11 protein-coding genes are annotated in these 15,089 nt (G+C 73.2%); 7 read left to right on the top strand and 4 right to left on the bottom strand.

The genetic code is table 11. The features are described 5' to 3' along the window. Positions 1-45 precede the first annotated feature (45 nt). Positions 46-1,548: a tRNA (N6-isopentenyl adenosine(37)-C2)-methylthiotransferase MiaB gene (miaB, locus tag O7598_RS21760; protein ID WP_269693152.1), complete on the top strand. Its 1,503-nt coding sequence runs from the start codon at positions 46-48 to the stop codon at positions 1,546-1,548. A gap of 100 nt (positions 1,549-1,648) precedes the next feature. Here the strand turns inward: miaB and O7598_RS21755 are convergent, their stop codons facing one another. Continuing rightward, positions 1,649-3,283 carry a cellulase family glycosylhydrolase gene (locus tag O7598_RS21755; protein WP_269693151.1) on the bottom strand — a complete coding sequence of 545 codons (1,635 nt, stop codon included), beginning with the start codon at positions 3,281-3,283 and terminating at the stop codon, positions 1,649-1,651. A gap of 446 nt (positions 3,284-3,729) precedes the next feature. Next, on the bottom strand, positions 3,730-4,938 hold the full coding sequence (locus O7598_RS21750) for a DUF349 domain-containing protein (RefSeq protein WP_269693150.1): 1,209 nt from the start codon (positions 4,936-4,938) through the stop codon (positions 3,730-3,732). A gap of 201 nt (positions 4,939-5,139) precedes the next feature. On the opposite strand from O7598_RS21750, the gene O7598_RS21745 reads away from it, so the two are divergent. Genes O7598_RS21745 through dapF form a run of 3 tightly spaced genes read left to right on the top strand, consistent with a single transcriptional unit; the run spans position 5,140 to position 7,626 of the window. After that, on the top strand, positions 5,140-5,859 hold the full coding sequence (locus O7598_RS21745) for a class III extradiol dioxygenase subunit B-like domain-containing protein (protein WP_269693149.1): 720 nt from the start codon (positions 5,140-5,142) through the stop codon (positions 5,857-5,859). Beyond that, positions 5,742-6,773, top strand: coding sequence for a tRNA (adenosine(37)-N6)-dimethylallyltransferase MiaA (gene miaA, locus O7598_RS21740; RefSeq protein ID WP_442929882.1), 1,032 nt, complete (start codon positions 5,742-5,744; stop codon positions 6,771-6,773). The genes O7598_RS21745 and miaA overlap by 118 nt, the downstream gene beginning before the upstream one ends. A gap of 7 nt (positions 6,774-6,780) precedes the next feature. Then, positions 6,781-7,626, top strand: a complete 846-nt coding sequence (dapF, locus tag O7598_RS21735; protein WP_269693148.1) for a diaminopimelate epimerase — start codon at positions 6,781-6,783, stop codon at positions 7,624-7,626. Positions 7,627-8,237: 611 nt separating this feature from the next. On the opposite strand, the gene O7598_RS21730 is transcribed toward dapF, so the two are convergent. Then, positions 8,238-9,710 carry an NAD-dependent malic enzyme gene (locus O7598_RS21730; RefSeq protein WP_269693147.1) on the bottom strand — a complete coding sequence of 491 codons (1,473 nt, stop codon included), beginning with the start codon at positions 9,708-9,710 and terminating at the stop codon, positions 8,238-8,240. 199 nt (positions 9,711-9,909) lie between these two features. On the opposite strand from O7598_RS21730, the gene hflX reads away from it, so the two are divergent. Together hflX and O7598_RS21720 are read left to right on the top strand one after the other, a co-directional pair. Continuing rightward, entirely contained in the window at positions 9,910-11,373 is a 1,464-nt protein-coding gene (hflX, locus tag O7598_RS21725) for a GTPase HflX (protein ID WP_442929881.1), read from the top strand. 50 nt (positions 11,374-11,423) lie between these two features. Continuing rightward, positions 11,424-13,238: a hypothetical protein gene (locus O7598_RS21720; RefSeq protein ID WP_269693145.1), complete on the top strand. Its 1,815-nt coding sequence runs from the start codon at positions 11,424-11,426 to the stop codon at positions 13,236-13,238. 58 nt (positions 13,239-13,296) lie between these two features. On the opposite strand, the gene lexA is transcribed toward O7598_RS21720, so the two are convergent. Next, the gene (gene lexA / locus O7598_RS21715; RefSeq protein WP_091070461.1) at positions 13,297-14,079 is read right to left on the bottom strand and encodes a transcriptional repressor LexA; all 783 of its coding nucleotides are present in this window, start codon (positions 14,077-14,079) and stop codon (positions 13,297-13,299) included. Positions 14,080-14,566: 487 nt separating this feature from the next. Here lexA and nrdR point away from each other — a divergent pair, with 487 nt between their 5' ends. Further along, positions 14,567-15,067, top strand: a complete 501-nt coding sequence (gene nrdR / locus O7598_RS21710) for a transcriptional regulator NrdR (RefSeq protein WP_269693144.1) — start codon at positions 14,567-14,569, stop codon at positions 15,065-15,067. Positions 15,068-15,089 lie beyond the last annotated feature (22 nt).

Genomic DNA, 15,089 nt, shown 5'->3' with positions numbered 1-15,089 from the left:
CGCCCGTCGCCGGCCGCCGGCGCACCCGGATACGCTGTCCGGGTCATGACTACCGCAGCCGCGGGCAGCCCGCGCACCTACCAGGTGCGCACGTACGGCTGCCAGATGAACGTGCACGACTCCGAGCGCATCTCCGGCCTCCTCGAGGACGCCGGTTACGTGCGCGCCCCCGAGGTCGGCGAGCAGCCCGACGTGGTGGTGTTCAACACCTGCGCGGTCCGGGAGAACGCCGACAACCGGCTCTACGGCAACCTGGGTCATCTGCGTCCGGTGAAGGCGAAGCACCCCGGGATGCAGATCGCGGTCGGAGGCTGTCTCGCCCAGAAGGACCGCGGCGAGATCGTCCGTAAGGCGCCCTGGGTGGACGTGGTGTTCGGCACGCACAACATCGGCTCGCTGCCGGCGTTGCTGGACCGGGCGCGGCACAACGCCGCCGCCGAGGTGGAGATCCTCGAGTCGCTGGAGGTCTTCCCCTCCACGCTGCCGACCCGGCGCGAGTCGACGTACGCCGGCTGGGTCTCCATCTCCGTCGGCTGCAACAACACCTGCACGTTCTGCATCGTGCCGTCGCTGCGCGGCAGGGAGAAGGACCGCCGCCCCGGCGACGTCCTCTCCGAGGTGCGCGCGCTGGTCGACGAGGGCGTGCTGGAGGTGACCCTGCTCGGGCAGAACGTCAACTCCTACGGCGTCGAGTTCGGCGACCGGTACGCGTTCGGCAAGCTGCTGCGCGCCTGCGGCGACATCGACGGGCTGGAGCGGGTCCGGTTCACCAGCCCGCACCCGAAGGACTTCACCGACGACGTGATCGAGGCGATGGCCGAGACGCCGAACGTCTGCCACTCGCTGCACATGCCGTTGCAGTCCGGCTCCGACGACGTGCTGCGCGCGATGCGCCGCTCGTACCGGTCGGAGAAATACCTGGGGATCATCTCCAAGGTCCGGGCGGCGATGCCGGACGCGGCGATCACCACGGACATCATCGTCGGCTTTCCCGGCGAGACCGAGGCCGACTTCGCCCGCACCCTCGACGTGGTCCGGGAAGCGCGGTTCTCCTCGGCGTTCACCTTCCAGTACTCGAAGCGCCCCGGCACCCCGGCGGCCACCATGGACGGTCAGCTGCCCAAGGCCGTCGTGCAGGAGCGCTACGAGCGGCTGGTCGCCTGCGTCGAGGAGATCACCTGGGCGGAGAACCGCAAGCTGGTGGGCGAGACCGTCGAGGTGCTGGTCGCCGTCGGCGAGGGCCGCAAGGACGAGCGCACCGGCCGGATGTCCGGCCGGGCCCGCGACGGCCGGCTGGTGCACTTCGCGACCGGCGAGCTAGCCGGGCAGATCCGTCCCGGCGACATCGTGCACACCGCCGTCACCTACGCGGCCCCGCACCACCTCAACGCGGACGGGGTGCCGCTGGCGCACCGGCGCACCCGGGCCGGTGACGCGGCCGAGGCGGGGCGCGCCCCGCGTACCCCCGGGGTGCTGCTGGGCCTGCCCACGATCGGCGCGCCGGCCGTGCCGCCCGCCCCCACCACCGGCGGTTGCGCCGTCCGCTGACCCACCCCACCGCCCGCTACGTAAGGAGGGGCCCCCTCTTAACACCGAGTGTTAAAAGGGGGCCCCTGCTCTACCGAATGCGTTAAGAGGGGGCCCCGCCTTACCCGCAGGCGGCGCTGTTGAGCTTCACCGTGGCGGGGTTCGCGGCGGTGCCGTTGGCGGTGAAGCCGACGGTGACCGATGCCCCCGCCGCCAGCGACGACGCCCAGTTGGGCGCGGCCGCGGTGACAGTGGTGCCGGACTGCGTGACGGTGGCGTTCCAGCCGCTCGCCAGCGTCACCCCGGACGGCCAGGTCCAGGTGACCGACCACGGGTTCACCGCCCCGGTGCCGGTGTTCTTCACGGTCAGCTCGCCCTGGAAGCCGCCGGCCCAGGCGTTGACCTGCTTGTAGCTGGCGGTGCACCCGCCGCTCGGCGCCGGCGTGGTCGGCGTCGGGCCGGGCGTGGTCGGGTTCGGCGTGGGGGAGCCGGTGCCGGTCGGCGTCGGGTTCGGGTTGCCCCCGCCCGGCGGGATCAGGTACGGCTGGAGGATGGCCTGCTTGGCCTGGTTCACGGTGGTCCAGTCGTCGTTGGCGATGCCGCCGGTGTCACCCGAGTTGGGGTTCCACGACCAGTAGGTGAACGACATGCCGTTGACCCCGGTGCCGGTGTAGGCCATCAGGTTCTCCAGCCAGATCTTGTCCTTCGGGTCCTGGAGCGTGGTGCCGAACTCGCCCATCATGATCGGCGCGATGTTCTGCTTGTAGAGGTAGCCCCAGTACCTGTCCCAGATCGCCGGCATGTTCGCCGGGTAGCTCGGGTCGTCGAACCAGGCCTGGCGGTAGACCGAGGTGGCGTACTCGTGCGGCGAGTAGACCAGCCGGTTCGCCACGTTCAGCCGCACCGGGAACTGCCCGGCCTTGGAGAGGTTGCCGCCCCACCAGCCACAGTCCTCGTCGTTGCTGGGGTCGTTGTCCCAGACGTTCGACAGGCCGCCGCTCGGGCAGCTCACCCCCTCCACGAAGATCAGCCAGTTCGGCTGCACGCCGAGGATCGCGTTGCCGGCCCGTTCGGCGGCCAGTCGCCAGTCGCGGGCGGTGTCGCCGCAGCCCCAGCAGGCGCCGGTGGCCGCCGGGTTGGTGCCCTCGGCGTGCGGCTCGTTGTGCAGGTCCGCCCCGATCACGGTGGGGTTGTTGGCGTACCGCTGGGCCATCGTCTTCCAGTCGTTGATCCAGGTCGCCTCGGAGACCCCCGAGGTGTACCAGAGCGGCGACTGGCCGGCCGACGTCGGCCGGTGCCGGTCCAGGATGACCCGCATCCCCTTGCTGCCCGCGTAGTCGATGACCTTGTCCAGGATCTGCAGCGGGGAGAGGCCGATCAGGTCCGGGTTGACGAAGTCGTTGATCCCGGTCGCGGTCGCGCCCGGCTTGATGGAGTCGTTCGAGTACGGGATGCGCAGCGTGTTGTAACCGAGCCGGGCCATGGTGTCGAGCTGGCCGCGCCACGGGTTGCTCGACCACAGGCCGTGGAACGTCTTGTTGTCGGTCTCCATGCCGAACCAGTTGATGCCGGTGAGCCGGACGGTCGCGCCCGTGCTGTCGACGATCTTGTTGCCGCTGGTGTGCAGGTAACCGGTGCCGGTGCCGCCGGCCGCCGCGGCGGCCGGGGTGGTGCTGACGGTCGCGGCGACGAGGATGCCGGCCGCGGCGGTGGCGAGCGCCGTCAGGGCGCCGCCGAGGGCGGTGCGTCGGTGCATGGAAGCTCCACTTCGGATGCCCGCGTCGCGTGGGCGCCGCGGGCGGCAGGACCAGGAGGCACGGCACGCTCGTCATCGAGTACGCGGACAGCGTCCGTCGGGCCGTGACGTGGACGGCCACCCGTGGGGAGGCACCGGCGACCCTCGACGGCGGTGATCAGCCGTCGACGCCCTCGCGCCGGTGTCGGAACCTGGCTCCGCCGCTCATTCTGATCAGCCCGCCTCGATGCGTCAACCCGCAGGCCGGGCTGCCGGGGCGGCGTGCGGACCGGGCCGGCCGGCGCCCGGACACGCGGGAGCCCCCGGGCCGATCGACCCGAGGGCTCCGTCGTGCGTGCGTCAGCCGGCCTGCTCGGCGAGCTGGAGGAACTGCACGCTTCGCGCGTGCGTGCGTCAGCCGGCCTGCTCGGCGAGCTGGGGGAACTGCCGCTTCGAGCGTGCGTGCGTCAGCCGGCCTGCTCGGCCAGCTGGAGGAACTGCCGCTTCGAGGCCAGCGCCGACTCGGCCTCCTTGACCCGGCGGGCGTCGCCGGCCGCCTGGGCCCGGGCCAGCCGGTCCTCGGCCTCGGCGACCTGGGCGCGCATCTGCGCCAGCAGCGGGTTGTCCTCCTTGGAGGTGCGCCGCCACGCCGAGTCCATCACCTCGCGGACCTTCTCGTCCACGGCCCGCAGTCGCCGTTCCAGGCCGGCGGCCGCCTCGCGCGGCACCCGGCCGGCCTCGTGCCACTGTGCCTGGATGTCCCGCAGCTTCGCCTGGGCGCCCTTCGGGTCGCCGTCGACGTCGAGCGCCTCGGCCTCGGCCAGCAGCGCCTGCTTGCGCTCCAGGTTGCCGCGCTGCTCGTTGTCCCGCGCGGAGAAGACCTCACTGCGCCGGGTGAAGAACTCGTCCTGGGCGGCGCGGAACCGTTCCCAGAGCTTCTGCTCGGCCTCCTTGGCGGCGCGCGGCGCGGCCTTCCACTGGGCCATCAGGTCCTTGAGCTGGCCGGCGGTGACGCCCCAGTCGGTCGACTCCTTGAGCTTCTCGGCCTCGGCGACCAGCTCCTCCTTGACCGTCTGCGCCTGCTTGCGCTGCTGGTCGAGGGAGGCGAAGTGGGCGCCCCGGCGGCGGGTGAAGCCGTCGCGCGCGGCGGCGAACCGCTTCCACAGCTCACCGTCGGACTTCTTGTCGACGCCGCGGATGGTCTTCCACTCGTCGAGGATCTCCTTGAGCCGGTCGCCGGCGGTCTTCCAGCCGGTCGACTCGGCGGCCAGCTTCTCGGCCTCCTCGACCAGGGCGGTCTTGCGGGCCAGCGCCTCGCCGCGGGCGGCCTCGCGGGCCGCCTTGGCTTCGCCGGCCTTCTCCTCGGCGACCGTGGCCAGTTTGTCCAGCCGGGCGGCGAGGGCGTCGATGTCACCGACCACGTGCGCCTCGGGCAGCGACGCCCGGATCCGGCGGATGGTGGTCAGCGACCCGCCGGCGTCGGCCGCACCCGAGTTGAGCCGGGCCTCGGTCAGGTCGACCTCCGTCACCAGGTCGGAGAAGCGCCGGGCGAAGTGGGCGAGCCCTTCCTCCGGTGCCCCCGCCTGCCAGGATCCGACCACCCGCTCGCCCTCGGCGGTCTTGACGTAGACGGTGCCGTCCTCGTCCACCCGTCCGAAGGCAGTCCAGTCGCTCATGTGCCCATCCTCGTTCTCCCGGCGTCGGGGGAGCAGCCCCCGGTCGCCGCCACGGCGCAGCAAACTTTCTCCCGGCATTGTCACAGGTCCGCCCCCGTCCGTGTCGAGCGCCTGTCGTCGACCGTGACCATACGGTGTCGTACGCCCTCGATGACCGGATCGGCGCGGAGACGCACCGGGTGGCGACGATAGGTTGGAGGCGTGCCACTGGTCGCCGCCGCCGTCTGTCCCCACCCGCCCCTGCTCGTGCCCGAGGTGGCCGGCGCCGCCGCGCCCGAGCTGGACGACCTGCGCGCCGCCGCCGACGCGGCGGTCGCCCGGCTGCTCGCCGCCGAGCCCGAGGCGCTCCTGCTGCTGGGCGCGGGGCCGGAGACGGCCCGGTTCAACGCCGCCGACCACGGCTCGCTGCGCCCGTTCGGGCTGCGGCGCGACGTGCGGCTCTGGAAGGTCAACTGCGCGGGTGGCGACGTGTTGCCACTGAGCCTCACCATCGGCGCCTGGTTGGTGAACCGGTCCGGCACGGAGCTGCCCCGGCTGGCCCGGGCGGTCGCCACCGACGCCTCCCCGGCGCAGTGCGCCGCCCTCGGCGCGGAGGTGGCCGCCGACCTGGACCGGCGGACCGCGTTGCTGGTGCTCGGGGACGGGTCGGCCTGCCGCGGCGTCACCGCGCCCGGCTATGACGACCCGCGCGCGTCCGCGTACGACGAGGGGGTCGCCGCGGCCCTGGCCGGCGCGGACGTCGAAGCCCTGCTCGGCCTGGACCCGGTGCTCTCCGCCGAGCTGCGGGCCGCCGGGCGGGCGCCGTGGCAGGTGCTGGCCGGCGCGGTCCGGGCGGCGGGCGGGGACTGGCGCGGCGACGTCGGCTACCACCGGGCCCCCTACGGCGTCGCCTATCTCGTGGCGAACTGGGAGCGGGTGTGAGCGCGGGCGGCGCGGTGGTCGCGGTGGTCGGGCCGACCGCGGCCGGGAAGTCGGCGCTGAGCATCGCGCTGGCGCACGCTCTCGACGGCGAGGTGGTCAACGCCGACTCGATGCAGCTCTACCGGGGCATGGACGTCGGCACCGCGAAGCTGACCCCGGCCGAGCGGGAGGGCGTGCCGCACCACCTGCTGGACATCTGGCCGGTGACCGAGCCGGCCAGCGTGGCCGAATACCAGAAGCTGGCCCGCGCGGCGGTCGACGACATCCTGGCCCGGGGGCGGGTGCCGTTGCTGGTCGGCGGCTCCGGGCTCTACGTGCGGGCGGTGCTGGAGCAGTTCGAGTTCCCCGGCACCGACCCGGCGGTGCGGGAGCGGCTGGAGGCGGAGCTGGCCGAGGTGGGCCCGGCGCCGCTGCACGCCCGCCTGGCCGAGGCGGACCCGCGGGCGGCGGCCGGCATCCTGCCCAGCAACGGTCGCCGGATCGTCCGGGCGTTGGAGGTGATCGAACTGACCGGCGCGCCGTTCACCGCGTCGCTGCCGGCGCCCACGCCCTACTACCCGTCCGTGCAGCTCGGCGTCGACCTGGACACCGCCCGGCTGGACGAGCGGATCGCGCTGCGGGTGGACCGGATGTGGGCCGACGGCCTGGTCGACGAGGTGCGCACGCTTGTCGGCGCGGGGCTGCCCGAGGGACGGACGGCGAGCCGGGCGCTCGGCTACCAGCAGGTGCTGCGCTTCCTCGCCGGCGAGCTGACCGAGACCGAGGCGTACGAGGAGACGATTCGGGCGACCCGGCGCTTCGTCCGGCGGCAGCGCTCGTGGTTCCGGCGCGACCCGCGGGTGCGCTGGCTCGACTCCGCCGCCGGGGACGTCGTCGACACGGCCCTGCGGTTGGCCGCCGGGGATCGGGGATGATGGGGGCGTGGAGTTCACCAAGGGGCACGGCACCGGCAACGACTTCGTCATCCTGCCCGACCCGGACGGCGCGCTCGATCTGACGCCCGGCCTGGTCGCCGCGCTCTGCGACCGGCGGCGCGGGCTCGGCGGCGACGGCGTGCTGCGCGTGGTGCGCGCCGCGAAGCACCCCGACGGCGCCGCGCTGGCCGGCGAGGCCGAGTGGTTCATGGACTACTGGAACTCCGACGGCTCGTTCGCCGAGATGTGCGGCAACGGGGCCCGGGTGTTCGTGCGCTACCTGCTGGAGACCGGCCTGGTCGCCCCGTCGGGCGGGGCGCTGCCGGTGGCCACCCGGGCCGGTCTGGTGCGGGCCCGGGTCGAGGGCGCGGACGTGGCGGTCGAGATGCGCCGCCCCCGCTTCCACGACGCGGCCACCGCCACCCTGGGCGGGTTGACCCTCACCGGTGCCGCGGTGGACGTCGGCAACCCGCACCTGGTGTGCGCGCTGCCCGCCGCGTTGGAACTGGCCGGCCTGGATCTCACCCGCGCCCCCGAGGTCGACGCCGCGGCCTTCCCGACCGGGGTGAACGTCGAGTTCACCACGCCGGGCGAGCCGGTCGACGGCACCGATGCGCACGTGCTGATGCGGGTCTACGAGCGGGGTTCGGCCGAGACGCTCTCCTGCGGCACCGGGGCGTGCGCGGTGGCGGCGGTGGCGTTGCGGGACGCCGGCCGGGAGACCGGCATCGTGGCGGTGGACGTCCCGGGCGGCCGCCTCACGGTCACCGTGACCGCCGACTCGTGCTGGCTCGCCGGCCCGGCCGTGCTGGTGGCGACCGGAACCCTCACCCCGGACGCCCTGCGTCCCTGACCGCAGGCGGCGCTGCGCGTGCGGTGGCGTGCTGTGCGTGCCGAGCGGTGGCACGGTGTCGGTGTGGCAGATGGCACCGAGCGGTGTCGCGGTTCGATCCCGGCGTGCTTACTCGTGGCCCCCGGCGTGCGTTTCGCGGCCGGCGATCTGCCGTCGGTAACAGGCGTTCCGACGCCCCGCACCAGCGCTGACCACGCTGTGTGACGGCTCCCGGATGATGTGTACTTTTCTGCGGCATGCCTGAGAGTCATAAATATGCCCCTGAGGCATACCCCTCTCAAGGGCTACTTTCTTTCCTGGCGCGACACGCCCGGGTCCCCGACACCTCACCCGAGGCCCGCCAACAACCGCGCCGCCCCGTCCGAGCATCCGGCGCGTCGCCCCGTCAATCGGCGCACCCGCCGTGAACCGGGCGATCGGCGGGCCGCAGGTGATCCGCGCAGACCGGCAACCCGTGCGGACCGGGCGACCGGCCTTGGCCGAGCGGTCGGCGTGGGCTGGGCGGTCGGCGTGGGGTGGGCGACCGGCGTGGGCCGAGCGGTCGGAGTGGGCTGGGGGACCGGCGTGGGCCGGGCGATCGGCGGGTGGGAGGCGGTGCGCGGCGGGAGGCGTTAGGGGGTGGCGCTGGCGTTGGCGGCGATCTCGGGGAGGTCGGCCGGACCGGGGTCGGCGGCCGGCGGCGGCGTGACGGCCGGGTTCTGCGCGGCGGCGCGCACCGCGGCGGCCACGGCGGGGGCCACCCGCGAGTCGAACACGCTCGGCACGATCACCGTCGGGTTGATCTTGTCTTCGCCGACCACGTCGGCGATGGCCCGAGCCGCCGCGAGCGCCATCTCCTCGGTGAACTCCTCGGCGTGCGCGTCGAGCATGCCGCGGAACACACCGGGGAAGGCGAGCACGTTGTTGATCTGGTTCGGCTGGTCCGACCGGCCGGTGGCCACCACGGCGGCGTGCTTGCGCGCCTCCCGCGGGTCCACCTCCGGGTCCGGGTTCGCGAGCGCGAAGACGATCGCGTCCTTGGCCATCGCGGCGACGTCCTCGCCGGTGAGCAGGTTCGGCGCGCTCACCCCGATGAACACGTCCGCGCCACGCACCGCCCCGGCCAGGTCGCCGGCGTAGTTCTCCTTGTTGGTGTTCTCCGCCAGCCACTGCCAGGCCGGGTTCAGGTCGGGCAGCCCACGGTGCAGGGCGCCCTGCCGGTCGTACGCGATGATGTCGCCCACGCCCTGGCGCAGCAGCAGCTTCATGATCGCGGTGCCGGCCGCGCCGGCGCCGGAGACCACGACCCGGACGTCCGGGAGCTGCTTGCCCACCACGCGCAACGCGTTGGTCAGCGCGGCCAGCACGCAGATCGCGGTGCCGTGCTGGTCGTCGTGGAAGACCGGGATGTCCAGCGCCTCGCGCAGTCGGGCCTCGATCTCGAAGCAGCGCGGCGCGGCGATGTCCTCCAGGTTGATCCCGCCGTACGCCGGCGCGATCGCCTTGACGATCGACACGATCTCGTCGGTGTCCTGGGTGTCCAGCACCACTGGCCAGGCGTCCACCCCGCCGAAGCGCTTGAACAGGGCCGCCTTGCCCTCCATCACCGGCAGCGAGGCGGCCGGACCGAGGTTGCCCAGGCCGAGCACGGCCGAGCCGTCGCTGACCACGGCCACCGTGTTGCGCTTGATGGTGAGCCGGCGGGCGTCGGCCGGGTTCTCGGCGATCGCCTGGCAGACCCGGGCCACCCCCGGGGTGTACGCGCGGGACAACTCGTCGCGGGTGCGCAGCGCGACCTTCGGGGTCACCTCGATCTTGCCGCCGAGGTGCAGCAGGAACGTCCGGTCGGACACCTTGCGCACGTCCACCCCGTCGAGCCCGGTGAGCGCGTCGACGACCTGGTCGGCGTGGCCGGCGTCGGCGGTGTCGCAGGTGAGGTCGACGACCACGTTGGTCGGGTCGGAGTCGACCACGTCCAGCGCGGTCACGATGGCGCCCGCCTCGCCCGCCGCGGTGGTCAACCGGCCGATGGAGGAGGCGTCCGCGGGTACCGCGATCCGGATCGTGATCGAGAATCCGGCACTCGGCAGTCGGGTGATGGCCACGAGAAAACACTCCTCCGTCGGCGCTGAGCGGCTCGACTGGCATTTCTACCCGCAGGTCGGGGCCGGCCGGCAGCCGGCCCCACTACCGGTGGGTAGCGCCACGGGCATAACACACGTGCGCGTGGCGTTGTCACGTGTCAGGATTGCTGTCACGCGCCGAAAATTCTCGGCGATGCACATAACGGACAGGAGACGCAGTTTGCGCGAGCAGGAGACCTTCCATCCCTACGAGGACGACGAGCTCGACGCCACCACCGGCGCGTACGAGCTGTCTGAGCGGCAGGCGCTGCGGCGGGTCCCTGGCCTCTCCACCGAACTGACCGACATCACCGAGGTCGAATACCGCCAGCTCCGGCTGGAGCGGGTCGTCCTGGTGGGGGTCTGGACCGAGGGGAAGCAGACCGACGCCGACAACAGCCTCACCGAGCTGGCGGCGCTGGCCGAGACGGCCGGCTCGCAGGTGCTCGAGGGGCTGATCCAGCGCCGCAACCGGCCGGACCCGGCGACCTACATCGGTCGCGGCAAGGTCGACGACCTGGGCGCGGTGGTGCTCGCCACCGGCGCCGACACGGTGATCTGCGACGGTGAGCTGTCCCCGTCGCAGCTCCGCAACCTGGAGCAGCGCACCAAGGTCAAGGTGGTCGACCGCACCGCCCTGATCCTCGACATCTTCGCCCAGCACGCCAAGAGCAAGGAAGGCAAGGCGCAGGTCGAGCTGGCCCAGCTCGAATACCTGCTGCCGCGCCTGCGTGGTTGGGGCGAGAGCCTCTCCCGGCAGGCCGGTGGTAGCGGTCGCGGCGGTGGCGCCGGCGGCGGCGTGGGCCTGCGTGGTCCCGGTGAGACCAAGCTGGAGACCGACCGGCGCCGGATCCGGCACCGCATCGCGCGGCTGCGCCGCGAGATCAAGAGCATGACCACGGTACGCCAGACCAAGCGCGCCCGGCGCTCCCGCAACGCGGTGCCCGCGGTGGCCATCGCCGGCTACACCAACGCCGGCAAGTCCAGCCTGCTCAACCGCCTCACCGGCGCGGGCGTGCTGGTGGAGGACGCGCTGTTCGCCACGCTGGACCCGACCACCCGCCGGGCGACGACGTCCGACGGTCGGCTCTACACGCTCTCCGACACGGTCGGGTTCGTCCGGCACCTGCCGCACCAGATCGTCGAGGCGTTCCGCTCGACGTTGGAGGAGGTCGGCGACGCCGACCTGGTGGTGCACGTGGTCGACGGCACCCACCCGGATCCGGAGGAGCAGGTCCGGGCGGTCCGCGAGGTGCTCGCCGAGGTGGGCGCCGACCGGCTGCCGGAGCTGCTGGTGGTGAACAAGACCGACGCCACCGACGAGGAGACGATGCTGCGGCTCAAGCGGCTCTGGCCGGACGCGGTGTTCGTCTCCGCGTACCGCGGGCGCGGGATCGACGAGCTGCGCGAGGCGGTCGAGCGGCAGCTGCCGCGCCCGGCCGTCGAGGTCCGCGCGGTGCTCCCGTACGACCGGGGTGACCTGGTGGCCCGGGTGCACCGGCAGGGTGAGGTGCTGAGCACCGCGCACCTGCCCGAGGGCACGTTGCTGCACGTGCGGGTGGGCCAGGCGCTCGCCGCCGAGCTGGCTCCCTACCGCGCCGGTGACCGGCTCACCAGCGAGGAGCGGGTGGGCGCCGGGCGGTGAGCCGTCCGGCGTCACCCGCCGGAAACCCGGGGCGTGCGACACTGAGCGCCATGCGGCACGTTGTCTCCTCGGTCACGCTCGCGCTCGGCCTGGTCGGCGCGGTCGTGGCGCCGGCCGGGCCGGTCGCGGCGGCTCCCGCCGCGGCCCCGGTGCTGGCCGCGGCTCCCAAGAAGAAGTGCACCGTCACCGACGATCGCCTGCGTGAGCTGTCCGGCCTGGTCGCCACCGCCAACGGCTACGTGGTGATCAACGACGGCTCCGACGATCCCGCCCGCAAGCGGGTCTTCTACCTGGACGCCAAGTGCAAGGTCGACAAGGAGGTCCGCTACTCCGGTGACGGGCCCCTCGACACCGAGGACCTGGCGCTCGGGCCGGACCGCAAGACGCTCTGGATCGCCGACACCGGCGACAACGTCGAGAAGAAGACCCGGCGGGAGCGCGTCGCCATCTGGACGATGCCGCTGAGCGGGTCGAAGGAACCGGTGCTGCACCGGCTCAGCTATCCGGGCAAGGAGCCGCACGACGCCGAGGCGCTGCTGGTCGGCGACGACAACCAGCCGCTGGTGATCACGAAGGAGCTCTCCGGCAAGTCGGAGATCTTCACCCCGACCGCGAAACTGAAGTCGAGCGGCGACGCCGAGCCGATCCCGATGAAGAAGGTCGGCGACGTCTCGCTGCCCAGGACCAACACCGAGAACAAGCTCGGTTCGCCCGGGCGGGCGCTGGTCACCGGCGCGGCCCGGTCGCCGGACGGCGCCAGGGTGGTCCTCCGCACCTACGCGGACGCGTTCGAGTTCGACGTGGCCGGCGGTGACCTGGTCAAGGCACTCACCTCGGGCAAGCCCCGGGTCACGCCGCTGGCCGACCCGTTCGGCGAGGCCATCTCCTACACGCCGGACGGCAAGGCGTTCGTCACCGTCTCCGACGGCGGCTCCCTGGACCCGGCGGACCCGATCGACGTCCTCGGCTACACACCGGCGACCACCGGGGTCGAGGCGTTGCCCAACGGCGGCAAGGTGCAGACCAAGGCCGCCGCCCAGAAGTCCTGGCTCGAAGGGCTCTCGCTCGACGAGATCACGTACCTGATCGCCGCGGTCGGGGTGCTCGGCGCGCTCCTGGTCGGCGCCGGGGTGTTCGGCATCCTGCGGGCCCGGCGCAAGCCGGCGCCCGCCGGCCCGGCCGGCGGGTCCGAGCGCAGCGGCGAGTTCCCGGTGAACAGCGGTTTCCCGGCCGCCGACCGGCCGGATGCTCCGCCGCGCGGCGGGGTCTACGGCGGCGGTCAGTCCGGCGGCGTCTACGGCGGTTCCGCGAGCGGCGACCGGCCGGCGGGCGGTGGGGTCTACGGCGGTGGCCGTCCGCAGGGCGGCGCGGTGTACGGCGGCGCGGCGCAGGGCAGCGGCGGCGGTCGCCCGCAGGGCGGAGGCGCCCCGGGTGGCCGTCCGCCAAGCGGTGCCCAGGGTGGTCGTCCGGCGGGTGGCGGCGGCGCCCAGGGTGGTCGCCCGGTGAGTGGCGGCGGTGCCCAGGGCGGTCGTCCGCAGGGCGGTGGCCGTCCCCAGGGTGGTCGTCCGGCGGGTGGCGGCCCCCAGGGCGGGGGTGGCTACGGCGGCGGTGACGGCGGCCAGGGCGGGGTCTACGGCGGCGGCCAGGGTGGCGCGCGGCCGGGCGGCCGGGGTGGCGCGCCGGGCGGCGCCGGATATCGCGGGCAGCCGGGCGGCGGTGGCCGCCGGGGTGACGGTGGCCGGGCCGAGCCGCCGCGTCGCGACTCCCGGGATCCGCGTGGCGCACGCCGCGACGACGGCTACGGCGACCCCGGCCGGTACGGGCCGGTTCCCGGCGGCCGCGAGCCGCGCGGCGACCGCTACTGACGTCCTGCACGAGCGAGGGGGTGACCGACGTCGGTCACCCCCTCGCTCTCGTCAGCGGTCAGATCCGGCGCAGCACTGCGACCACGCGGCCCATGATGGTGGCGTCGTCACCGGGGATCGGGTCGAAGGCCGGGTTCTGCGGCATCAGCCAGACGTGCCCGTCGCGGCGCCGGTAGGTCTTCACGGTCGCCTCGCCGTCGAGCATCGCCGCCACGATGTCGCCGACCTCGGCGTTGGGCTGCTGGCGCACCACGACCCAGTCGCCGTCGCAGATCGCCGCGTCGAGCATCGAGTCGCCCTTGACCTGGAGCATGAAGACCTCGCCCTCACCGACCAGCTCGCGGGGGAGCGGGAAGATGTCCTCCACCGCCTGCTCGGCGAGGATCGGGCCACCGGCGGCGATCCGGCCCAGCATGGGCACGTAGGCCGGGGCGGGGCGCTGCGCGCGGGCGGCCTCGTCGTCGACGTCGCTGGGGGCGCGGACGTCGACCGCGCGGGGGCGGTTCGGGTCGCGGCGCAGGAAGCCCTTCTTCTCCAGCTCCTTGAGCTGGTAGGCGACGCTGGACGGGGAGACCAGGCCGACGGCCTCGCCGATCTCGCGGACGCTCGGCGGGTAGCCGTGGCGCTCGACCCAGGTGCGGATGAACTCCAGGATCCGGCGCTGCCGGGCGGTGAGGTCGACCGTCGCCGGGTCGGGGAAGCTGCTGACCACCGGGGTGACCGGGCGCACCGCGGGCTGGGCGGCCCGGCTGCGCGCGGTGCGGGGGCGGCGGGACGCCGGCGGACCCGCCCCGTCGATCGGCTGCGGGTTCTTCTGCCGGCTGGCCCGGTCCTCGGTCACGTCCGTCCTCCCTGGTCGGCGCTGGGTGCCTCGTCGGCTCGTGGTGCGTGTGGTCTGACCGTATAGGTGAGATCGGCCATTTTCAAACATCTGTACGACGTCATGTCGGCGTGTCGCGTCGAAATCCTGGATTTCCGAACAGGTGTTCTGATAAATGGTACGTCCTGCTCGAACGGATGTTCCATCCCGGCACCCCGTGACCGGGCGTGATGTCTCGGCGTTGGGCTCCTCGGCGAGGTTGGCGCGGACGTGATCCGGATGACTCGCCGGACACGCCGACCAACTTGACCTCGCTAGGGCGACGGCATACGGTCAACCCCTAGATGTAGTAGTCACATGGGCGTAAGTTGCCTACAGGTTGGGTTCAACTACCGAACGCACTCCCGCACAACGCACGCGGCGACGGTCGTCGAAGGACGGCTCCGCCGGGTCGAACCGTGCCCGGGAGTCGATCGGGGTGCCCGTGGTCGATGAAGGAGGTCGGGCGATGCGGTGTCCGTACTGCCGGCACGCCGACTCCCGGGTGGTCGACTCGCGGGAGGCCGACGACGGCCAGCTCATCCGGCGGCGACGCTCCTGCCCGGAGTGCGGCAAGCGGTTCACCACCGTCGAGGAGGCGGTGCTCGCGGTGGTCAAGCGCAGCGGGGTGACCGAGCCGTTCAGCCGCACGAAGATCATCGGCGGGGTGCGCAAGGCGTGCCAGGGCCGGCCGGTCGACGACGACTCGATCGCGCTGCTGGCACAGAAGGTCGAGGAGACCGTACGCGCCAAGGGGGCGGCCGAGATCCCCAGCCACGACGTGGGGCTGGCGATCCTCGGTCCGCTGCGTGACCTCGACGAAGTGGCCTACCTGCGGTTCGCCAGCGTCTACCGGTCGTTCGACTCGCTCGCCGACTTCGAGCAGGAGATCGAGACGCTGCGGGCCGCCGCGCGCGCCCGGGAGGGCGCCGGTGCCGGCGTGGCGGACGCCACCGGCGCGAACAGCTGACATTTCTGATTTCTGACAGTGT

Origin of the sequence: Micromonospora sp. WMMC241, from assembly GCF_027460165.1 — a bacterium.
Taxonomy (GTDB): Bacteria; Actinomycetota; Actinomycetes; order Mycobacteriales; family Micromonosporaceae; genus Micromonospora; species Micromonospora humi.
The sequence above is the reverse complement of the archived record's forward strand: the minus strand, read 5'-3'. Positions and strand labels throughout refer to the sequence as shown.

Coding starts and splice junctions, on each gene's coding strand:
- miaB (WP_269693152.1), top strand. CDS start 46: ATGACTACCGCAGCCGCGGGCAGCCCGCGCACCTACCAGGTGCGCACG.
- O7598_RS21755 (WP_269693151.1), bottom strand. CDS start 3,283: ATGCACCGACGCACCGCCCTCGGCGGCGCCCTGACGGCGCTCGCCACC.
- O7598_RS21750 (WP_269693150.1), bottom strand. CDS start 4,938: ATGAGCGACTGGACTGCCTTCGGACGGGTGGACGAGGACGGCACCGTC.
- O7598_RS21720 (WP_269693145.1), top strand. CDS start 11,424: ATGCGGCACGTTGTCTCCTCGGTCACGCTCGCGCTCGGCCTGGTCGGC.
- nrdR (WP_269693144.1), top strand. CDS start 14,567: ATGCGGTGTCCGTACTGCCGGCACGCCGACTCCCGGGTGGTCGACTCG.